Origin of the sequence: Micromonospora sp. WMMD1102 (assembly GCF_029626265.1) — a bacterium.
Lineage (GTDB): Bacteria > Actinomycetota > Actinomycetes > Mycobacteriales > Micromonosporaceae > Plantactinospora.
The window spans coordinates 1-20,085 of the sequence record NZ_JARUBN010000004.1; the positions used below are offsets into that span (position 1 = coordinate 1).

Here is a 20,085-nt window from a genome sequence, read left to right on the forward strand (position 1 = left end):
CGCTGGATCGCTTCGGCGATCATGGCGTGGTTGGTGCCGGCAGCCACCGCACGGAGACGAGCCAGCACCTGCTCGGTGTTCTCGATTGACGACCGGATCTGGTTGAGCGTGGTGTTGCCCTGCTCCGCAGCCTGTGCCAGTGCTGCTTTGACTTCCTCAATGCTGGCCATGCAGTCCTCCCCAGTTACCGGCTCCCTGCGAGTGATGGCCGCATGGATCGGGCGCAAGTAGGGCCACGGGTCATCACGCGCGCGTGGTCGAGCGAACACTATCTGAGAGCAGTGCGGCGTGCGGCCCCGCTGGTGCTGTCCGTGCCGCCACAAGAACTACTTGGGCTGGGCGACGAAGACGCCGACCCCGTGCACGCTCTCGACCAAACCCTCGGTTCGAAGCGCGTGCATGGCGTAGCGGATCACGGCGTCCGACACGTCGTGCTCGGCCTTGAGCTGTGCGGTTGAGGGCAGTTTGTCACCTGGCTTCAGCTCTCCGGTCTGGACTTGGTTCCGGATGTGGTTGGCAAGCTTCTCCCACTTCGTGACAGGCATCGGCACTCCTTGGTCTCCGCCTGCCATGAGATCACGACGAGGGTTCAGCCAGCAAGTTGTAGGTACAGCGAACTAGTACGCTTGACTTGAGCGAACTAGTTCGCTTAAGTTCCCTCCTGCGGGTGCTCCTTGGTCTCCAGCCTCCGGTGCGCTCGTGCCTCCCGGTCGGGGCGGTCGGCTCGTCCGAGTCGCCCGCCCCGACCCACCGAGTCACGCCCTGCTGTCGTACCTGCCTCCGGCTGCGGCGGTGGGGCGGGGCGGTGCCGGCCCGACAGCAGAGGGGATCCGGGCAGGCACCGCCCATCCACGCCCTGAGCTGCTCCGGAAAGGTTGGTGGTGTCGTGCGGATGCTGCTTCGACGGCTGTTCCGGCGGTACCGGAGGCCGCCCCGGCAACTCGGCCAGGCTTACCGGTCGGCGACCTACCGGCCGCTCCTGCCGTCACAGGTCAGGATGCGCCGGTTCACCCGGGTCGGCTTCGCCCGGCGGGGCGTCGATCCGGCCGAGGTGGCAGCCTTTCTCGACCAGGTGGCCGGTGACCTGGCCAGGGCCTACAACGAGCTGGCGACCGTCCGGGAGCAGAACGCCCGGATCAAGGACGCGTTGCGCCGCTGGCAGTCCCGCCAGTCGACCACGGCTCACCGGCTGGCGGATCGCTGATGACCGGCCGCTACGTCGTACACGTGCCGTTCACGGCGCCGGACCAGGACGCGGCCCGGCGGACGGCCCGGCTGCTGGCCCGGACGCTCGGCCAGCAGCCGCAGGTCGACCAGGCCGAGGCGACCGTCTCGGCCGAGGACGACCAGATCGTGCAGTCCCGACTCTTCTGCGACCGGCTCCTCGGCGCCGGTCGGCGCTGCGCGCTGCGGGCCGAGCACGAGGTGCCGTGCGCGAGCGTGGAGCTGGACCGGTGACCGGGGCGGTGCTGCCCGGCGCCGGTCCGCCGGTAGTCGACTGTCCCGCCTGTCACCGGCTCACCGTTGTCCTCGACGCCTGCCCCTGCACCAGCGGCGGTGACCGGATGCTCGTCGACGCGGGGCAACAGGGCGATGGGGAGGCATACCTGGACTGCCAGCTCTGCCGGGGCGCCGGCACCCTGCCCCGCCCCTGCCACCGTTGCCGGCAGGCCGGGCGGCTGCGCGGCCAACTCGTGCTGACCCTGGCGAATGCCGACACCGGGGCGGTGGCCTCGGCGAACGTCGTACCCGGAGTGGTGGAACCGGCGCGCTGGCCCGGTGACGGCGGAAGCTGGCATCTGCCGCTGGCGCCGATCCTGGCGGAGCTGGCCGCCAGCGTCGGCGCCGGGTCCTGGACCGAGGCGCGCAACCCACCCGGTTCACCCGACGGGCCCGTGCTGCTGCTGCCGTCCCGCTGGCGGCCGGACCTGCCGCCGGAGACCCGGGCCGTGCTGGAGGCGGAGACGATCGCGTCGCACGGCCATGTCGCCTGGCAACTCTACCTCGGTCGCACCGCCGCCGAGCCGCCCCTTGACCCCGCCCGCGAGCTGGCCCGACGCTGCCGGTTGGCCGACCTGCTCCGCCTCGACCTGGTGCTGGAGGCCCGCCGTCGGCACCTCGCCGCCGAGCCGACCTGGCAGCTCCGCTACGAGGTGCCGGGCGGGCCGGTGCCGACCGACGTGCGCGCCGGCTCTGACGACCTGACCGGGGCGATCGTCGCCACCACCGATCTCGACGCGCTCTATGACCTTGAGGCGCGCGGTCGGACCGCCCCGGCCCACTACCTGACCGGCGGTGCGTCGCCGCCGGCCGCCCCGCCGGACGTCGACCTGGGCCAGCTCGAACGGCGGATGCTCGCCGACTGCACCGACCTGTCCACCGGGGCGCCGACCGCCGGGGCGCAGGCGATCTGGCGCGACGGTCGCTGGTGGCACACCAGTCTGCGGATCGCCGGCACCGCCGAGACGTTCAGCGAATGGGACACCGGGCAGATCTATCTCCGGGAGACCATCGTCCTGCGGCGCGGCTGGCAGCCGCCGGCACCGTCGTGGCAGGGACCATCCATCCCGTACGTCGACTGCCCGCACTGCGATCCGCACAGCCGGCTCCGCCGCTGCGACTGCGTCCTGTTCACCGGCCGGGCCGACCCGGACTGCCCACAGTGCTCCGGTGCCGGTCGTCGACCGTCGGCGCTGCCCTGCGACACCTGCCGGGACAGTCACCGTATCCACCACAGCCTGACGGTCACGCTCACCGACCTGGCCGACCGGGTCACCCACCTGCACTGGCAGGCCGACCGGGACGGCTGGCGGGCCGGCGACCTCACCTGGCACGGCGACGCGCACCCCTCGGCAACCGGTGAGCAGGGCTGGCAGACCGGCGAACGGCTTGCGGCGCCGCACGTCGCGACCCAACCCGGCGGCAAGCCGGTGTACCAGCTTCCCGACCCGTTCCGGCTGGCGACCTGGGCCGACCAATTCGCCGTACGCCCGGACGACCTCACCGAACTCGACGGCGGCGGCTCGATCGGCCAGGGACTGCTGGACGGGACCGTCACCCTGCCTTATCCCGGCGCCGATCCGCTCACCGAACACCTGCGCCAGGCATCCCGAGGCCGGCCCGGTGCCCGGCTGTTCGTGCTCGCCCGCCGGCCCGACGTGCCGCCCCTGGCCGACCTGGTCCGGCTCCTCCTCGGGCTGCGACTCACCGTCACGGTCACCCTCGTCGACCACGGCGACAACGCGGGAGACCCCCGTCTCGTCCAGGGTGAAGGGTGGGACGTCGGCGTCGAACCGCCGGGGCTGCCGGTCGCCCCGGACGCCCTGCCGGCCCGTCCCACCCCGGAAGCCGCGATCGCACGCTGCCTCGAACAGCTCGAAACCGCCGTCGCCCGGCGGGTCCCCGACGACCCGGCCCAGCCGATCCCGGTACCGCAGACCCCGGTCCCGGGCCTGGTCGAGGTCGACGATCCCGTACCGCTGATCCGCCGGCTCGCCCGGCACCACACCGGTCAACCCGTCGCAGTCCACTACGACGGCACCACCTGCCAGCTGCTCGTGCACGACCGCGACGGCGTACGCCGACTCTGCGCCGCCCCGACCCTGCTCGCCGCGCTCGCCGCCCTCGGCCTCGGCCGCCGCTGACCCCGGTGGACGGCTCCGGGTGGATGGTGCCCCTCGTCCGACGGCGGCTTGGGCCCCACCTGGGCGGCGTAGGTCCGTCAGCCCGTGGATACCAGTGTGTCATCGTGACGACACCCTGGTATCACGGCTGAACAGAGTGTCGGTCCGGAACCGATCCGGGCCGGGTCAGCGTCGCCGGTGCGTGCGACGCGACCGTCAGAGCCGGTCGATCTCGGTGAGGTCGATGTCGAGCTCGAAGGGCGTGCTCACCTTCACCCGGCCGTGGAAGATGCCGATCGGCTGGTAGACACGCTGCGCCTCGAGCAGCTCGTGGACGTAGACCGTGGGCTGGCCATCGGCCTCCTCCACTCGCCAGAAGTGCGGGATGCCGGCCTTCGCGTAGAGCTGCGGCTTTCGTTCGCGGTCGCGCAACCACGAGTCGGGCGAGACCACCTCCACCGCGAGCGACACCGCATCGGCGGGATACCAGGTCTGGTCGTTGTCGATGTCCGCGTCGGCGCTCACCACAATCAGGTCGGGCTCGGGGCGCTGGTGCGGACCGAGCACCACGGACATCTCGCGGCGGACCCGGAAGCGCTCGGGTGGCGCCGAACGCGCCAGTGCCTGCTCCAGCAACCGAAGAGTCTTCATGTGGAAGAGCTTCTGCGGGCTCACGAAGACGAGGCTCCCGTCGATCAGCTCGGTGTGCGGGGGAAGACCCGGGATCCGGTCGAGGTCCTCGGCGGTGAACCCACCGGGCGGCGGTCGGAACCTCTCGTACGCCGGCTCGGCGCTCATCGCCTCACCCCCCCTGCGGTCGACCCGTCGTGCCGCCCAGCATAACGAGCACCAGCAGCCGCGCTGCCGAGATGCTGGCCGATTTCCGACCCCTTTCCGGGTGGCAGTGATCCGACACCTGCGCATAACGTTGCCGTGTGTCGCATTCGGGCCGCGCACGGTGGCGGGCATGCATCCGAGACGATCATGCCGGGATTCGCGGTGCCGGCCTCGTGCTCGGCAACCGGCATGTGCTGACCTGTGCGCACATCCTCCTTCCGGCGCCGCACGGCGAACCGGGTGCCGCGCACGCCAGGCCCGCCCGGGACTTCGAGGTCGAACTCGTCGGGCGACGTCCCGCCGTGGCGCCGATCCGGGCCGGAGTGGTCGACGGCTGCTGGAAGCCGCCGCAGGACGACCAGCGGGCCGACCTGGCCCTGCTCGGGCTCGCCGAGCCACTGCCGGAAGAGACCGGTCAGGTGCTGCGCCGGCTGCCGTCGGGCGCCCGCCGGGCGGTACGGATGTTCGGCTTCCCCGACATGGTCCCGACCGGGGTCTGGGCGCGGGCCCGGCTCGCCGGGGACGGCGGACCGGGTGGCGAGTGGATCCAACTCGACTCCGAGCCGACCGGTCCGACCGTGGAGCCCGGGTTCAGCGGTACGCCGGTCTTCGACGAGGAGACCGACCAGGTGCTCGGGATCGTGGTCAGCTATCTCGCCGGCCAGGGCTCGGCACTGTCCTGGATGATCCCGGTCGAGACGATCATCAGGTACCTGCCCCGGGTCCGCGAGTGGGTCAGCGGCGACTCGGCGGTGGACGCCAGCCTGGCCGCGCCCGTCGGTCCGGTGCACAGCGACGAGGCGGTGGTCCGGCAACTCGCCGATTTTCTCGCCCCCGGCGCCCCGCCGGACTCGCGGATCATGGTCACCGCGCCCGGCTCGCCCGCGCAGGCCGCCCTGCGCGACGTCGTGCTGCGGACCAGCCGGGAGTTCCGGCCCGCCGGCCCCGACCGGAGCGGGCCGCCGCCGGCCGTCGCCGGTGAGTCCCGGCCGGGCCGGATCGACCTGGCGCTCGACGTGTCGGGCCGGACGGTGGCGGAGGTCAGCAGCCGGATCGTCAACTGGATGAGCGTCGGCGCCGAGTTGGAGAAGTCACTCGCCGACAGCATGGCGGGCGAGCCGCCGCCGATGAACCTGGTACTCGACGGGGTGGACCGGGCGGCCGACCCGGCGGCACTGGTCGCCGAGGTGGTCCGGCCGATCGCCGAGCGGGTCGCCGGACGGAACCTCCGGCTGCTGCTGACCTTCCACGACCACGACGCGCCGAGCCTGCCGTACGCCGCGATCGAACTGCTGGCCGCCCGGATCGCCGAGGTGCGGGCCGCCGAACAGGCGGCCCGGGAGCGGTACGTCCACGTCGCCGCCCGGGTCACCCCGGTCTCGGCTCCCGGATCACACGAACCGGGGCTGCGGCTGCGGCTGACCGCGCTGCGGGCCGCCGCCGCGCAGCCCGGCAGCACACCGCTGCTGCCCGTCGTCGAGTCGTGCCGGCGCAGGGCCGACCGGGCCCTGGATGCCGCCAGGCGGGCGGTGCGGGACATGGAGTCGCTCCTCGACGAACGCGACCGGCTGCGGGACCGGCTCGACGGATACCGCTCGGGCGTGCCCGCGCCGCTGCGCGAGGACCGGGAGTTGACCGCGCTGTACCGGCGGGCCCACGAGGCGCTCTGGCAGGGGCCGGCCGACCTGACGGCGTGTGCCGTGCTCGTCGACCGGTACGGCACGGTGATCCGGCGCCACACCACCGGCTCGACGCCGAAGCAGGACGGGCCGGGGCTGAGGCAGGACGGGCCGGGGCAGGACGGGGGGGCGGTGCGGTGACCGACAGGTGCAACCGTCCGGACTGCACCGGGACGGTGGACGAGACCGGCTTCTGTGACACCTGCGACCGCCGGCCGCTGCCCGCCACGACCGGCGGCGGACCGGCGTCCTTCGCCGTCACCGGCACCACCGGCTCCGGCTCTGGCTCTGGCTCCACAGCCTCCGGTGGCCCGTCCTGGCTGGTCGGCGGCCTGGTGCCGATGCCGGAGTTGGAACCGGCCGACCCGGTGAGCCGGTTGCGCGGCGACACCGAGGTGCCCGAGGCGAGCCGGTTCTGCGGCCGGTGCCGGGCCGAGGTCGGCCGGGGGTACGCCGGCCAGCCCGGCCTGCTGGAGGGCTTCTGCGGCCACTGCACGACGCCGTTCTCGTTCGCCCCGAAGCTGCACCGGGGTGACCTGGTCGCCGACCAGTACGAGGTCGACGGCTGTCTGGCCCGGGGCGGCCTCGGCTGGGTCTACCTGGCCCGGGACACCCACCTGGACGGCAATCCGGTCGTCCTCAAGGGACTGATCACCAACAGCGACGCGGCGCTACGGCTGGCGGTCGCCGAACGGCGCTTCCTGACCACCCTGGACCATCCCAACATCGTCCGGATCTTCAACTCGGTCAACCACCGCGACCCGCAGACCGGCGAGCGGGCCGGCTACATCGTGATGGAGTACCTGAACGGCCAGTCCCTCCAGGACGTGCAGGAGGCCGCCGCCCGGGGTGTCGCGCCGCTGCCGGTCGAGCACGTCCTGGCGTACGGGCACGAGATCCTCGCGGCGATGGAGTACCTGCACGGCCGGGGGCTGCTCTACTGCGACATGAAGCCGGCGAACGTGATCCGCTGCCCGGACCGGATCAAGGTGATCGACATCGGTGGCGTACGCCGGATCGACGACGACCAGAGTCCCAAGGTCGGCACCGACTTCTACCAGGTTCCGCCGGACGAGATCCGCCGGCACGGGCTGACCGTCCGGTCCGACATCCACACCGTCGGCCGGACCCTCCAGGTGCTCTTCGAGGTCAGCGAGGAGGGGCGCCGGGCGGCGCCGGCCGGGCGGGCCGACGGGATCGCGTTCGGGGTGGAGTCCTTCGTCCGGCTGGTCAACCGGGCCGTCGCCGGGCACGACCGCCGGTTCGCCACCGCCGCCGAGATGTCGCAGCAGCTCAAGGGGGTACTCCGGGAACTGCTGTCGCTGCGTACCGGCCGGCCGCACCCGGTCCGGTCCACCGTCTTCGCGCCGACCCCGGTGCTGCTGGACGCCGGGCTCGGCGCCGTGCCGGGGCTGGACGTCTGGATCCGGGGCGAGACCGGGCTGCTCGACATCGCGCCGCCGTCCCCGTCGTCGGCGGCCGGTGCGCTGCCGCAGCCGGTCGTGGACCCGGACGACGAGGCGGTGGACCTGCTGGCCACCGCCGGTGCGGCGGACCCGCGCGGACTGGTCGAGAAGTTGGCCAACTCCGGGCTCCGGTCGGTCGAGGTGCGGTTCGCGCTCTGCCGGGCGTACCTGGAAGCGGGTGATCCGGACAGCGCGGCCGGCGCCCTGGACGCGGCCGTGACCGACCTCGGACCGCTGGCCGACCACGACTGGCGGGTCCGCTGGCACCGCGGCCTGCTCGCGCTGTCCCGGGCGACGGGGCCGGCGGCGGAGGCATGGGCGGCCGGGGCCCAGCTCAACGCCGCCGACACCGAGTTCAACGCCGTCTACTCCGACTGTCCCGGCGAGATCGCCCCGAAGCTCGCTCTCGCCTTCTGCGCCGAGCACCTGGGCGAGCGGTTCCGGGCGGAGCAGCTCTACCAGGCGATCTGGCGGCGGGACCGGAGCGAGGGCAGCGCCGCGTTCGGGCTGGCCCGGCTGCGGCTGCACGACGGCGACCGGGCCGGGGCGGTGCGGGTGTTGGACGAGGTGCCGAGGGAGACCCTGCACTACGAGCGGGCCCGGGTCGCGGCGGTCCGCATCCTCTGCGGCCGGCTGCCGGTCGGCGGGCCGAGCGTCGACGACATCGCCGAGGCGCTGCGCCGGCTGCCGGCGCTGCACCTGGACGGTGGCAACCCGACCGGGGAGGCCAGGGACCGACTGACCGCGCTGGTCCAGGCGGCGGCACTCGGCCTGTTCCGGGACGGCGGCCGGGCCGGGCCGGGCGAAGGGCACGGCTCCAGGCTCGGCGAAGGGCTTGGCGAGAGGCTCGGCGGAGGGCTCGGCGACCGTGCCGACGTGCTCGGCCCGGAGCCGACCGAGGACGGCCTCCGGCGCCGGCTGGAACGGTCGATGCGGGTACTCGCCGGGCAGGCCCGGACGATCGAGGACCACGGTGCCCTGGTGGACCTCGCCAACGCGGTACGCCCGAGGACCCCGTGGTGACGAGTCCACACGCCGCTGGCGACGGTTCGAGTCCCGGGACGGTGGCGATCCGATGGGAGGTGCCGGCGTGACGTCAGGTCCCGGCGGGGGAGGCCCGCCACACGCGTTCGGGTTGGAGGTCGTGCAGAACCCGTACCGGTCGACCTCGGACACCGGGATGGCGGTCGTACTCCGGGTCACGGCCCGGACCCCGGACCGGTCGGCGTTGCCGGCGGCCGGCACGGCCGGGGTGGTGGTACTCGTCGACTGCTCCAGCTCGATGGGCTACCCGCAGTCCAAGATCGTGGCGGCGAAGCAGGCGACCCGGGCGGCGATCGACACCATCCGGGACGGCAGCAGCTTCGCCATCGTCGCCGGCACCGAAACCGCCCGGATGGTCTATCCCGACCGGGCGAGGACGGCAGTGGCCAGCGCGAGTACCCGGACGGCGGCGAAGCGGGCGGTCGGGCACCTCTACGCGGGCGGCGGTACCGCGATGGGGCAGTGGCTGCGGCTGGCGCACCAGCTGCTGGGGCCGTACCCGGACCTGGTGCGGCACGCGATCCTGCTGACCGACGGGCGTAACGAGCACGAGACAGCGGAGCAGCTCGAAGAGGTGCTGACGAGCAGCGCCGGCACCTTCGTCTGCGACGCCCGGGGCATCGGCGACGACTGGGACCACCGTCAACTGCTACGGATCACCTCGGTGCTGCGCGGCACGGCCGAGGCGGTCGGACAGGTCGAGGAGCTGGTCGCCGACTTCGGGTCCATCATGGACAGGGCGATGGGCAAGCAGGTGCCCGACCTGCGGATCCGGCTCACCACCGCACCCGGGGTACGGGTCCGGTCGGTACGCCAGGAGACGCCGACGCTTGCCGACCTCACCGAGCACGCGACGGTGCTGGACGACCGCACCACCGAGTTCTACACCGGTTCCTGGTCCGGCGAGGAGAGCCGCGACTTCCTGGTCGACCTGGCGATCGGCTACGTATCCGCCGGCGAGCGCCCACCGCTGGAGGAGGAACGCCGGGCGGCCCGGGTGGACCTGCTGATGGCCGGCGAGCGGTGCGCCGACCCACGGCCGATCGTGTTGCGCTGGACCGACGACCCGGTGGCGCCGACCCGGATCGAGCCGGTGCTCGCCCGACACCTGGGCCAGGAGGAGTTGGGCGACGCCGTGGCGGCCGGCTGCGACGCGCTGGAGGCGGGGAACCGGAAGCTCGCCGAGGAGCAACTCGGACTCGCCGTCGTCCTGGCGCAGCGGCTCGGCGCCACCGAGGTGCTGCACCGGCTGGCCGGGCTGGTGGAGATCACCGGCGACTCCGACCACCCTGCACGGCTCAGCCTGGATCCACCGGTGGTTGGTGAGGTGGGCGTGCCGGTGTGTGGGGATTGACCGCCGCTGATGGGTGGGGGTGCTGGGCAGGTCGGGTCTGCCGGTCTGTCCGGCTTGCTCCGTGGTCCTGGTCGTGGTGGTCGGTGTTGGTGTGGTTAGCCGGCGGGTGGGGGCAGGGCGCGGATGCGGTGCAGGGCGGTGAGGAGCGCGTCGGCCCAGGGCCAGGCGCGGGGTAGGTGTAGGTGCAGGCGGCGGGCGGTGCGGGTGAGGCGTGCGCCGACGGTGTAGATCTTGCGGCGGACGGTCTTGGCGGTGACGCGGGGCAGGCTGAGGCCGAGGCGGGCGGTCCAGCGGGTCAGGTTGTGGGCGATGGTGTTCAGGACCAGCCAGGCGGCGTTGCCGCCGAAGCTTTTGGTGGGTAGGTGGGCCAGGCCCATGCCGTGTTTGAGGTCGCGGATGGCTAGTTCGACCTCGGCGTGGCGGCGGTGGTCGGCTTCCAGGTCGAGCATCGGCCCGTCGCGGTCGGTGATGAACGGGTGGTAGTCGTAGACGGGGAACAGAGCCTGTTGGGCGGCGCGGCCGGTGTTGCGGGCCAACGCGTCGGTGCAGGGGGTGCGGCGCACGATCAGCCGGACCGGGGCCGGGTTGGGCCGGTCGTGGCCGTGGGTGTCCTGGGTGAACGGGGTCCAGGTGATCTCGGTGACGGCGGCGCCGGGTAGGAAGTAGTCGATCGGAGTCCAGGCGGTGTCGTCGATGGCGGGGATGACGTGTTTCAGGTTGCCGATCATGCGGGCGCCGATGGAGAACCGCACTCCGGCGGCCCGGCAGGCGGCGACCACGTCGTGCAGGTAGAACCCGGAATCCATCCGGAACACGAGGTTCCCGGCTGCGCCGGCGGCCCGCACACGGCCGATGGTCTCCTTGATGAACACCGGCGCGGCGGTGGCGTCGTTGGACCGGCCCCGCCGCAGTCGGGCGTGCGCGACGTCGCCGGTGCCGGCGATCACCGCGAGCAGGGGGTGATAGCCCCGCCGTCCGGTGCGCATCACCTCCCGCGCGCCGGCTTTGCCCAGCCCGTACGTCTCACACAGCGTGGAGTCGATGTCCACCGTCACCGACTCGGTCAGGCCGGGTGACGCCCCGGCGGCGACCGCCCGGGCCAGCAGCCGGCGGGCGACCACATCGAGTTGCCGGGCGTGGTTGAACCCGAACGCCCGCAGAAACGACCCGACCGTCGAGGGCGCCGCCACCCGGTGACCCAGCACCGCCTGGGTCGACCCGGCCCGCAACGCGGCCACATCATCGATGCAGTCCCCACCGGCCAGCAGCGAGTGGATCACCGTCAGGCACTTGTCGTCCGGATGCGCGCCCAGACTGCCCGGCACCGTCACATGCTCCCGCAACAGCCCAGGCAGACCCAGCCGCTGCCCCAACGACGCCGCCACCAGCAGACCCGCATCCGACACGGCATTACCGTCATCCGCGCTGACAACAAGCCGATCCAAGCTGTGCGATGCTGACACCACGAGGGTGCTCCTTGGGTAGGTGAATCATTGGTGTGGTAACCACGATTTTCCCTGCCCAGGAAGCACCCTCACTCGTTCAACACGCCTCACCCCGACCACACCCCGGTGGATTCAGGCTCAGGCAGGACTGGACCCGCAGCGCGCTGCTCCGGGTCGCGGTCAGTTCGGTGATGGTCGGCGACGCGGAGCCGCCCTGGGATCCCCCGCACCCCGGGCCCGCACCCCGGTCGCCGCTGCCGGCCGAGGCGGAGCCGGGGACGGAGCCCGCCGCCGTGCCGACACCCCGGGGCGGTGCCGACCAGGTCTGTCCATGCGGGCGGATCTCGCCACCCGAGGCGGCGGCGTGTGAGGCGTGCCGCCGGCCGTTCGAGGCGGCGACGGCCGGCGGCGAGGTGAACTGATGACGACGGCGCCGACCGGGCCGACCCGGGCGAGCACCACCCGGCGTACCCTGCTGCGCCTGCTCGGCGCCCTGCTGGGCGTGACGGCGCTGGTGCTGGCCGGCTCGCTCGCCGTGGTCTGGGGCACCCACCGCACCGCCGACACCGTACGCGGCCGGAGCCTGCCCTCGGTGATGGAGCTGTCCGCCGTGCGTACCGCACTGGTCCGGGCCGACACGGCGGCGATCACCAGCTTCCAGACCCGGCAGGCCGGCCTCGTCGGGCCGGGCGAGGAGTACCAGAACCAGATCGCCGCCGCCAGCCAGAGCCTGGCCCAGGCCGCCGAGGACATCGGCTCCGGCGGCGCCGGCAGCCGGCAGATCCAGGTGGTCGAGGGGCTGCTCGTCACGTACGTCGGGCTGATGGGGCAGGCGGACGCGCACTACCGGCAGAGCGGGCCGGGCGGCCTCGCCACCGCCTACGCCTGGTACGCCTCCCGCCTGCTGCACTCCGACGGCGGCATCCTGGCCCTGCTCGACAGCCTGCTGGCGGCGGAGAGCGAGGCGCTGGAGGCGAGGCTCTCGTCCGGCTGGCTGAGCCCCGGCGCCACGCTACTCTGGCTGGTGCCGGCGCTGCTGCTGCTCGCCCTGCTCGTCGGCACCCAGGTCTTCGTGCGCCGCCGGTTCCGCCGGGCGGTCAACTGGGGACTGGCCGCCGCCACGGTGCTGCTGGTGCTGCTCACCGCCGGCACGTCGTTCGTGCTCGTCTCGAAGGGCCAACTCGCCGACGCGCACGGGGAGCTGGCGGAGGTCCGCCGGCTGTCGGCGGAGCAGTCCACCGGCGCCGACCGGGAGGGGGTCGCCGCACTCGACGAACTGCTCGCCGACTTCTGCCCGCCGACGGACGGCTGCCAGGTCACCAGCGACGTGTTCCGCACCGGTACGGCCGCCGGTTCGCCGGACGCGGTGTCGTCCCCGGCGCTTCCGGCGGCGGACCCGGACGTGCTGCGCCGCGCCGAGGAGGTCGACGACCAGGCCGCACTGGCCACCGCGGCGACCTCGGGTGCCTTCGTCGTACTGCTGCTGACGTCCCCGTTTCCGTTCCTCGTCTGGCTGGGGCTGCGGCCGCGGATCGAGGAATACCGGTACCGGTCGAGATGAGGCAACGGATGCGACGAACGCTCGCCAAGCTGGTCCTGCTGCCGGTGCTCGCCGTCGGGCTGGGCCTCGGCGGCTGCCTGGGCCAGCCCGACGAGGAGACGGTCACCGTGCTGGCCTCCTGGACCGGTGCCGAGGAGGAGAGCTTCCGGGCGGTGCTGCGCGAGTTCGAGGAGCGGTTCGGCGTCGACGTCGACTACCGGGGCACCCGGGCGGTCCGGCAGATCCTCCTGGCCGAGGTGCAGAAGGGCACCCCGCCGGACGTCGCCGTGCTGCCGACGGTGAGCGAACTGGCGGCGTACCTGCGCCGGGGCGTACTCCGGCCGCTCGACGCCGATCCCGCCTCGTCGATGAGCCCGCAGTGGCGCGCACTGGCCCAACTCAACGGCGGTGGCGGCCTGGACGTCGTGCCGATCAAGGCCGACCTGAAGAGCCTGGTCTGGTATGTGCCGGGGCGGGTGCCGTTCGGCGCGGCCGGGCCGCCGCAGGACTGGGCGGCGCTTGTCGAGACCAGCCGGTCGCTGGCACGGGCTGGGCAGACCCCGTGGTGTCTGGGGATGAGCGCCACCCCGGGCTCCGGCTGGCCGGGAACGGACTGGATCGAGGACATCCTGCTGCACCGCTCGGGCGCGGCGGCCTACGACGCCTGGTCGGCCGGGCGGCTCGGCTGGACCTCGTCCGAGGTACGGGCGGCCTGGAACGCCTGGGGCGACCTGGTCGGCTTCCCGGGGATGGTCCGGGGCGGCAGCGCCGCCGCCCTGCTGACCGAGTTCACCGACGCCGGCCGGCCGATGTTCACCGGATCGCCCGGCTGCCTCCTCGAACACCAGGCGTCGTTCGTGATCGGGATGCGGGCCGGCTATCTCGAAGGCGAGTCGAGCGGCACCGTCCGGGCGGCGGACGTGCTCGGTGCGGACTACTTCCCCTTCCCGGTCTTCGCCGGTGCCGGCCCGGCCGGGCGGGACGGTTCGATGGCCTCGGCCGACTTCGCCGGTCTGTTCAGCGACAAGCCGGCGGCCCGTCGCCTGATCGAGTTCCTCGCCACCGACCAGGCCCAGCGGATCTGGCAGGGTGGCAGCGCCGGCAGCTTCTTCTCGGTCAACCGGGACGTCCGGCCCGACGACGACACCGCCGCGCCGGACACTGTGGACCGGCGGCCGGAGGTGAGCAGGAGGATCGCGGAGACCCTGACGGCGAGCCGGAGTCCACTCTGCCTCGATGCCTCGGACGTGATGCCGAGCGCGATGGCGAACGCCTTCCAGACCGCCGTACTCGAATATCTCCAGTATGGCGCGGAGCGGCTGGACTCGCTGCTGGGGGACCTGGAACGGCTCCGCGTCGCCATCCCGCCCGACGAGTGGCTGCCGGGTGCGTGCAGCGCACCGGTTTAGCGGCGTACCCGCTTAGCGGCGGCGCACCGGTTTGGTGGCCGCGCATTCGTAGCCGGTCGGCACGGACCACGGGGACGGCCCGCGCACCGGTACCCTGTGACCCGTGATCGGTGGCGACCCCGGGCGCGACTGCGGTGACCTCCCCGGCCCGGAGCCGGCCCGCCCGACGACGCCGTACGCTCGGCGCGGCGGTGCTGGAGTCCGTAGCCGTGATCGGCCCCGCCGCCGTTGACCGGCCGCCAGTTCGCGATGGCCCCGCCGACCGCCAGCGCGGCGACGACCAGGGTGCCGGCGCCGGCTCGCAGACCCAACCGCTGCACGGGACCGGGCGGCGTCCGGTGACTGGCGACCGGATCAGAACCGGGTCGCCCGGCCGGCCCGGTCATCCGGCCATCCCGTCCTGCACCGGCACCCGGACCTCGGCCCGACGCTCGGGATCGAGCCACTCCCACCGGTCGCCTACGGTGTCGAGGCGGCGCGTCGTACCCCAGACCTGCACCGTCACGCTCTCCGGCACCGCGGTGCCGTCGTCCTGTTCCCGGGTGACTCCGGCGACACCGGCCAGCCTGACGGCGTCGTCGAAGTCGGTACGGCTCTTGTTGGCGGCGTTCTCGATCGTCGCCAGTACCGTCAACCAGCGCTTGCCGTCGGCGAGGTAGAGCGTCGGCAGCTTGCCGACCAGCCTGCTGCCGGTCACCGTCACCTGCCACGGTCCGCCGTCGACCCGCTGGCCGACCTCGACCGTCGGCACCTCGGCCTTCGCCACCGTCTCCAGGCCGCCGAACAGGCTCGACGCGGCCAGCCCGGCCACGCCGGTGCCGACCCCCAGCCAGCGCAGCGGCATTGCCAACACTCGGGCGCCCAGCCCTACCCGGCTCGCGCCCGGCCCCCGCCGTGGTTCGACACGGTTCCGGAGCATAGGCACCGGTCGCTGATCGGGCCAGTGCGACGCGCGCCGCGGCGATTCGCCGAGCGGTGCTGGTAAGCGTCAGAAAGCCTTGCGTTCCTTACGACTGCCGTGCCAGCATCGGTTCCGATGAACCAGCCGACCACGCCGCCCCCGGAAACCGTGCCGACCCCGCAAGGTGCACCGATCGCGGGAGCCGTGTCCGGCCCGGAAGCCGTGTCGGGCCGGGGAGACGCACGAACCTCGCAGGCCGTGCCGACTCGGGGAGCCGCATCGACCCCGGGATCGGGGCCGGCGTCCGAGGGCGCACCGGGGTCGGGGGCGGTCGACGCGTCCGGGCGGCGGATCCTCGGACTCGCCCTGCCGGCCCTGCTGGTGCTCGCCGCCGAGCCGCTCTACGTACTCGTCGACACCGCCGTACTCGGACATCTCGGCGCGGTGCCGCTCGCCGCGCTCGCCGTCGGCGGGCCGGTGATGACCCTGGTCGTTTGGATCGGCACCGTCACCGCGTACGGCACCACCGGGCGGGCGGCCCGCCGCTTCGGGTACGGCGACCGGGCGGCAGCCGTCGCCGAGGGCGTCCAGTCGTCCTGGCTCGCCCTCGCCGCCGGAGTGCTGCTGGCGGTCGCCATGCAGTTCGCGGCCGGCCCGCTGGCGCGTACCGTCGCGGGTGGCGGATCCCCCGAGGTGGCCGACGGCGCGGCAGCCTGGCTGCGGATCGCGGCGATCGGCGCCCCCGGCCTGCTGCTGGCCGCGGCCGGCAACGGCTGGATGCGCGGCGTGCAGGACACCCGGCGGCCGCTCTGGTTCGTGCTCGGGCCGAACCTGCTCTCCGCGCTGCTCTGCCCGCTGCTCGTCTATCCCGCCGGGCTCGGCCTGGCTGGCTCGGCGATCGCCAACGCGATCGCGCAGACCCTCTCCGGGCTGCTCTTCGCGGCCGCGCTGGTCGCCGAGCGGGTTCCGCTGGCACCCCGCCCGAGGGTGATCGGCCGGCAACTCGTGCTCAGCCGTGACCTGCTGATCCGGGGCGCCGCCTTCCAGGTCAGCTTCCTCTCCGCGACCACCGTGGCGGCCCGATTCGGGGTGGCCGCCGTCGGCGCGCACCAGATCGCCCTGCAACTCTGGTTCTTCACCGCGCTGCTGCTCGACGCGCTGGCCATCGCCGCCCAGGCGCTCGTCGGAGCCGCCCTCGGCGCGGGGAACGGTGCCGGCGCCCGGCTGCTGGGTCGGCGGATTGCGATCTACGGCGGCGTCTGCGGGATCGCCTTCGCAGTTGTCATCGGCGCCGGTGCCGGTGTGGTGCCGGGCTGGTTCAGCGACGACCCACAGGTACGTGAGCAGGCCATGATCGCCTGGCCGTGGTTCGTCGGGATGCAGCCGCTGGCCGGCGTCGTCTTCGCCCTCGACGGGGTACTCATCGGTGCCGGCGACGTCCGGTTCCTGCGCGACCTGACCGTGGTCAGCGGTCTCGGCGTCTTCCTGCCGACGATCTGGCTCAGTTACGCCCTCGATCTCGGCCTCGGCGGGATCTGGGCCGGGCTCACCCTTTTCGTGCTGGCCCGGCTGGTCGGACTGCTGCTCCGGATCCGCTCCGGCCGCTGGGCCGTACTCGGCGCCACCCGTTAAGGACGGCCGTCGGCGGCTCCTACCGGAATATGCCCACTGACCGGGATTCGTCGGTGCTCACCCGCAGTGGTCTGTACGTGGTGGAGCTGAAGCACTGGCAGGGTGTAATCGAGGGCAGCGGCACCCACTGGACCCGGCAGCTGCCGAACGGCCGGACGTTCCCGGAGGACAACCCGTACATCCTGGCGAACCGTAAGGCGAAGCGGCTGGCCAGCCTGATCAAGCACTACGCCCCCAGGAATGCGCAGGTGCCGTACGTGGGCGCGATCGTGTTCCTGCATGCCCGCCACGAGGATCGTGGCCGCGCACCGGCCGGACCGCGCTTCCGGTGCTCACCGAGGCGTACGGCAGGCTAGCCGGCAACGGGACGGGCGAGGACGAGGGTCAGCATGGCACCCGGACCGCCGATCGCGCCGCCGGCCGGACCGGAAGCGTGACGGGCGCGAGGACGGTCGGTGAGATGGCGGCGGGCATGGTCCCGCCTCGGTCGATCCGGGCTTCGACACCCTTGACGATCTTCCGAACGGCCATGCCCGCCGTCATGCGGCCACGTCCCGTGGGTGTTCCGTAGCCGCGCCCACCACTATTCGGGGTGCCGGTCGGCTAGCCCTTCCACCACCGGAAGGAGGTGATCTTGTCGTTCAGGCTACTGCCGACCCATGGCACCGTGCCTCCGTAAGTCTGGCTGTACCCACCGTAATTCGCCAGGTCGAAGGCCTGGGTCCTGGTGCATTGAGACCAGGTGGCCGTGTAGTACGAAGAGATCTGGTTGTCCCAGCCGGAGGGCATCTGTCGAATCCCCCATCCCGAGCTGTCGCAGGGGCCTCCGCCGGGATCAATCTCCAACACGTCGCCACGAAAGTCGGATCCCTTGTAGAACTCGACCATTCCCGCCGGAACCCGACGTCGATCTTGACTGGCGGTGAAGCATTCGTACGACTTGATGGTGTTGTACAGCGAGCCCGCCGGGCGTTCTCCCAGCGTCAGGACGCAGCGCTGCACCGTGGCCTCCGACTGCGCCCCGGCGGTGCCGGCGAAGGCGGGACCGCTACTCATGGCGGTGGCCGTCAATACCGCGAGGCCCACACCGAAGACCCTCTTGTGGAATGTCCTTGCCATTGTTTTCTCCATTCCTTGTTGCAGCTAGGCCGCGCGGGTGCGGAAACATCCGATGCGATCGTTCATGACACTTCCCACGTAGGGGACATTTCCGGTGTACCCTCTGGAGATTCCGAGGCAGTCGGACTGGACATATGCCGTCGTCCGGTAGCAGTCGTTCCAAACCTTGAACGACGTGATGCGGTTGACCCAACTCCCGGTGGGGATCCGATAACCCGACGGGTCGCAGGGCCACGAGTCCTCGACGACAGTCGATGCCCCGTAGTAATCGACATTGTCGTACCAGGTCATGAGCAGTGAACTTTGCGGGATGAACCGTTGCTCCCCGGGTGACAGGCACTCGTAGGACCGGACGGCACGTCGATCCTGGCCAGGCACGGGACGGTCCAGGGTCAGCACGCACTGCGGCGCGGTCGACCCGGTCAGCAGCAGGCCCTGCCGGCCCGCTTTGTCCCCCGATGGTGCCGGATCGGCAGATGCCGGCGTGCCGGTAGCCAGAACGACACTGGCGACCATGAGGGCAAGCAATGCACGGAACAATTTCATGCTGGTTACTCCTTGATTCTGTGGCGAACGTCAGGCACATGTGCGATGTGCGTCACCACCTCCGATCCGGACCTCGTGCAGCGCCGTGGAACCCGTTCCGTCGGATCGCTGAGCTGGGCGAGTGGGACTCTCACCGAGGCACGCGGACGCTGTGGGAGACCACGTCAAGCTGCGTCGGCACCCCGGGTTCGACCCGAACCGACCGTCCGGTGCAGAAGTCGCCCTGGAACGCGACGACGTACGTGTCCAGGCGGTTGTCGACGACCGTGTAGCCACTCCGGATCGGAAAACATCCGGCCGGTGGATCGACGAGTCGATAAACAGGGCCGGCCGGGTGTAGCCAGAGTGCGAGCTGATCGGTGGCCGCGTACGCCGGACCTGGATTCGTCGTCACCGTCAGCGCAGCCACGCAGGCCACCGCAGCCAATGACAGCACCGGCCGCCCAAAGCGAAAGCCATTTGGTGACATGCTCTCTCCAATAAGCACCGATGAGTACGAACAATCCCATTCAAGCAAAGCGCTGCTTCATCCCGGCTTCGCGGCAGCTCACCTCGGTGCCGATGACGGCGGCCAGCGATATCGTCGACAGTCGATCGCCCGGTCCGCCGCACCCGGACAGAGCCACGCTCCATCGGACGAGCAGGGGTTCCGCCCACCGGGGGGCGTGTCCGCACCGCCCTCGGCTCGACCGGGGCTGATCCCGGTACCCGAGAACCTGGCGGGCGTTCGCCGGACCTGTTCGGTGCAGGCCCGAGGTGCAGACTGTTTTCCGACCTTGTTGCGGGTGGCACCGATCCGACACCTGCGAATAACGTTGCCGTGTGTCGCATTCGGGCAGCGCACAGTGGCGGGCGTGCATTCGGGACGATCGCGCCGCGATCCGTGGCGCGGGCATCGTCCTCGGTGACCGGCACGTGCTGACCTGTGCGCACATCCTGCTGCCGCAGATCGCGGGCGCGGAGGCCCGGCGGCCGGACCAGGACTTCCAGGTGGAGCTGGTCGGGCATCGTGCCGCCGGACCAGCTCCCCGGGGCCGCGTGTCCGACGGCTGCTGGAAACCGCCGCAGGACGACCAACGGGTCGACCTGGCCCTGCTCGGGCTCGCCGAACCGCTGCCGTACGGCTCCGGTCCGGTGCTGCGTCGGCTGCCGTCCGGTGCCCGTCGGGCGGTACGGATGTTCGGCTTCCCCGCGACGGTCCCGACCGGCGTCTGGGCCCGGACCCGGCTCGCCGGAGACGGCGGACCCGGCGGCGTGTGGATCCAACTCGACTCCGAGCCGACCGGCCCCGCCTTGGAGCCCGGGTTCAGCGGCACGGCGGTCTTCGACGAGGAGACCGAGCACGTCCTCGGGATCGTGGTCAGCTATCTCGCCGGTCGGGGCTCGGCACTCTCCTGGATGATCCCGGTCGAGACGATCATCAGATATCTACCCCGGGTACGCGGATGGGTCAGCGGCGACTCGGCGGTCGGAAGTCGCTGGCGGAGAGC

19 protein-coding genes are annotated in these 20,085 nt (G+C 72.2%); 12 read left to right on the forward strand and 7 right to left on the reverse strand.

The genetic code is table 11. The features are described from left to right. Positions 1-326 precede the first annotated feature (326 nt). Positions 327-572 (reverse strand): winged helix-turn-helix domain-containing protein, encoded by a 246-nt coding sequence (locus tag O7626_RS40875; protein ID WP_278060347.1) that lies wholly within the window; start codon positions 570-572, stop codon positions 327-329. Positions 573-892: 320 nt separating this feature from the next. Here O7626_RS40875 and O7626_RS40880 point away from each other — a divergent pair, with 320 nt between their 5' ends. Genes O7626_RS40880 through O7626_RS40890 form a run of 3 tightly spaced genes read left to right on the forward strand, consistent with a single transcriptional unit; the run spans position 893 to position 3,644 of the window. Then, the gene (locus O7626_RS40880) at positions 893-1,204 is read left to right on the forward strand and encodes a DivIVA domain-containing protein (RefSeq protein ID WP_278066081.1); all 312 of its coding nucleotides are present in this window, start codon (positions 893-895) and stop codon (positions 1,202-1,204) included. Continuing rightward, complete coding sequence (locus O7626_RS40885) at positions 1,204-1,458, forward strand: hypothetical protein (protein ID WP_278060348.1); 255 nt, start codon at positions 1,204-1,206, stop codon at positions 1,456-1,458. The genes O7626_RS40880 and O7626_RS40885 overlap by 1 nt, the downstream gene beginning before the upstream one ends. Next, positions 1,455-3,644: a hypothetical protein gene (locus tag O7626_RS40890; RefSeq protein WP_278060349.1), complete on the forward strand. Its 2,190-nt coding sequence runs from the start codon at positions 1,455-1,457 to the stop codon at positions 3,642-3,644. Before O7626_RS40885 ends, O7626_RS40890 begins: the two co-directional genes overlap by 4 nt. Positions 3,645-3,839: 195 nt before the next feature. On the opposite strand, the gene O7626_RS40895 is transcribed toward O7626_RS40890, so the two are convergent. Then, positions 3,840-4,421 (reverse strand): Uma2 family endonuclease, encoded by a 582-nt coding sequence (locus tag O7626_RS40895; protein WP_278060350.1) that lies wholly within the window; start codon positions 4,419-4,421, stop codon positions 3,840-3,842. 212 nt (positions 4,422-4,633) lie between these two features. Here O7626_RS40895 and O7626_RS40900 point away from each other — a divergent pair, with 212 nt between their 5' ends. From O7626_RS40900 to O7626_RS40910, 3 genes are all read left to right on the forward strand, one after another. After that, the gene (locus O7626_RS40900; RefSeq protein WP_278060351.1) at positions 4,634-6,280 is read left to right on the forward strand and encodes a trypsin-like peptidase domain-containing protein; all 1,647 of its coding nucleotides are present in this window, start codon (positions 4,634-4,636) and stop codon (positions 6,278-6,280) included. After that, the gene (locus tag O7626_RS40905) at positions 6,277-8,628 is read left to right on the forward strand and encodes a serine/threonine-protein kinase (protein ID WP_278060352.1); all 2,352 of its coding nucleotides are present in this window, start codon (positions 6,277-6,279) and stop codon (positions 8,626-8,628) included. The genes O7626_RS40900 and O7626_RS40905 overlap by 4 nt, the downstream gene beginning before the upstream one ends. Positions 8,629-8,695: 67 nt before the next feature. Then, a complete protein-coding gene (locus O7626_RS40910) occupies positions 8,696-10,003 on the forward strand; it encodes a VWA domain-containing protein (RefSeq protein ID WP_278066750.1) in 1,308 nt (435 codons plus the stop codon). Positions 10,004-10,098: 95 nt separating this feature from the next. Here O7626_RS40910 and O7626_RS40915 read toward each other — a convergent pair whose 3' ends face one another. Continuing rightward, entirely contained in the window at positions 10,099-11,466 is a 1,368-nt protein-coding gene (locus tag O7626_RS40915) for an IS1380 family transposase (protein WP_278062977.1), read from the reverse strand. 170 nt (positions 11,467-11,636) lie between these two features. On the opposite strand from O7626_RS40915, the gene O7626_RS40920 reads away from it, so the two are divergent. From O7626_RS40920 to O7626_RS40930, 3 genes are read left to right on the forward strand one after another with little or no spacing between them, the layout of a single operon-like run. Next, positions 11,637-11,870 (forward strand): hypothetical protein, encoded by a 234-nt coding sequence (locus O7626_RS40920; RefSeq protein WP_278066751.1) that lies wholly within the window; start codon positions 11,637-11,639, stop codon positions 11,868-11,870. After that, a complete protein-coding gene (locus O7626_RS40925; RefSeq protein WP_278060354.1) occupies positions 11,870-13,009 on the forward strand; it encodes a hypothetical protein in 1,140 nt (379 codons plus the stop codon). Before O7626_RS40920 ends, O7626_RS40925 begins: the two co-directional genes overlap by 1 nt. Before the next feature lie 8 nt (positions 13,010-13,017). Beyond that, positions 13,018-14,397: an ABC transporter substrate-binding protein gene (locus tag O7626_RS40930; RefSeq protein ID WP_278060355.1), complete on the forward strand. Its 1,380-nt coding sequence runs from the start codon at positions 13,018-13,020 to the stop codon at positions 14,395-14,397. 382 nt (positions 14,398-14,779) lie between these two features. Here O7626_RS40930 and O7626_RS40935 read toward each other — a convergent pair whose 3' ends face one another. Then, positions 14,780-15,250: a hypothetical protein gene (locus O7626_RS40935; protein ID WP_278060356.1), complete on the reverse strand. Its 471-nt coding sequence runs from the start codon at positions 15,248-15,250 to the stop codon at positions 14,780-14,782. A 399-nt stretch (positions 15,251-15,649) separates the two neighbouring features. Between O7626_RS40935 and O7626_RS40940 the strand changes: the two genes are divergently transcribed. Together O7626_RS40940 and O7626_RS40945 are read left to right on the forward strand one after the other, a co-directional pair. After that, complete coding sequence (locus tag O7626_RS40940; RefSeq protein WP_278066082.1) at positions 15,650-16,930, forward strand: MATE family efflux transporter; 1,281 nt, start codon at positions 15,650-15,652, stop codon at positions 16,928-16,930. Between the two features lie 29 nt (positions 16,931-16,959). Beyond that, positions 16,960-17,286, forward strand: a complete 327-nt coding sequence (locus O7626_RS40945; protein WP_347404758.1) for a nuclease-related domain-containing protein — start codon at positions 16,960-16,962, stop codon at positions 17,284-17,286. A 247-nt stretch (positions 17,287-17,533) separates the two neighbouring features. On the opposite strand, the gene O7626_RS40950 is transcribed toward O7626_RS40945, so the two are convergent. From O7626_RS40950 to O7626_RS40960, 3 genes are all read right to left on the reverse strand, one after another. Beyond that, on the reverse strand, positions 17,534-18,049 hold the full coding sequence (locus O7626_RS40950) for a hypothetical protein (RefSeq protein WP_278060358.1): 516 nt from the start codon (positions 18,047-18,049) through the stop codon (positions 17,534-17,536). Between the two features lie 24 nt (positions 18,050-18,073). Beyond that, positions 18,074-18,595, reverse strand: coding sequence for a hypothetical protein (locus O7626_RS40955; protein WP_278060359.1), 522 nt, complete (start codon positions 18,593-18,595; stop codon positions 18,074-18,076). Positions 18,596-18,725: 130 nt separating this feature from the next. Continuing rightward, a complete protein-coding gene (locus O7626_RS40960; protein ID WP_278060360.1) occupies positions 18,726-19,064 on the reverse strand; it encodes a hypothetical protein in 339 nt (112 codons plus the stop codon). A 353-nt stretch (positions 19,065-19,417) separates the two neighbouring features. Between O7626_RS40960 and O7626_RS40965 the strand changes: the two genes are divergently transcribed. After that, a partial coding sequence (locus O7626_RS40965; RefSeq protein ID WP_278066752.1) for a serine protease occupies positions 19,418-20,085 on the forward strand: 668 nt, incomplete at its 3' end.

What these genes read in the sequence shown, in the direction of transcription:
- O7626_RS40875 (WP_278060347.1), bottom strand. Translation starts at nt 572, where the DNA reads ATGGCAGGCGGAGACCAAGGAGTGCCGATGCCTGTCACGAAGTGGGAG.
- O7626_RS40880 (WP_278066081.1), top strand. Translation starts at nt 893, where the DNA reads ATGCTGCTTCGACGGCTGTTCCGGCGGTACCGGAGGCCGCCCCGGCAA.
- O7626_RS40885 (WP_278060348.1), top strand. Translation starts at nt 1,204, where the DNA reads ATGACCGGCCGCTACGTCGTACACGTGCCGTTCACGGCGCCGGACCAG.
- O7626_RS40895 (WP_278060350.1), bottom strand. Translation starts at nt 4,421, where the DNA reads ATGAGCGCCGAGCCGGCGTACGAGAGGTTCCGACCGCCGCCCGGTGGG.
- O7626_RS40925 (WP_278060354.1), top strand. Translation starts at nt 11,870, where the DNA reads ATGACGACGGCGCCGACCGGGCCGACCCGGGCGAGCACCACCCGGCGT.
- O7626_RS40930 (WP_278060355.1), top strand. Translation starts at nt 13,018, where the DNA reads ATGCGACGAACGCTCGCCAAGCTGGTCCTGCTGCCGGTGCTCGCCGTC.
- O7626_RS40945 (WP_347404758.1), top strand. Translation starts at nt 16,960, where the DNA reads ATGCCCACTGACCGGGATTCGTCGGTGCTCACCCGCAGTGGTCTGTAC.
- O7626_RS40950 (WP_278060358.1), bottom strand. Translation starts at nt 18,049, where the DNA reads ATGGCAAGGACATTCCACAAGAGGGTCTTCGGTGTGGGCCTCGCGGTA.
- O7626_RS40955 (WP_278060359.1), bottom strand. Translation starts at nt 18,595, where the DNA reads ATGAAATTGTTCCGTGCATTGCTTGCCCTCATGGTCGCCAGTGTCGTT.
- O7626_RS40960 (WP_278060360.1), bottom strand. Translation starts at nt 19,064, where the DNA reads ATGTCACCAAATGGCTTTCGCTTTGGGCGGCCGGTGCTGTCATTGGCT.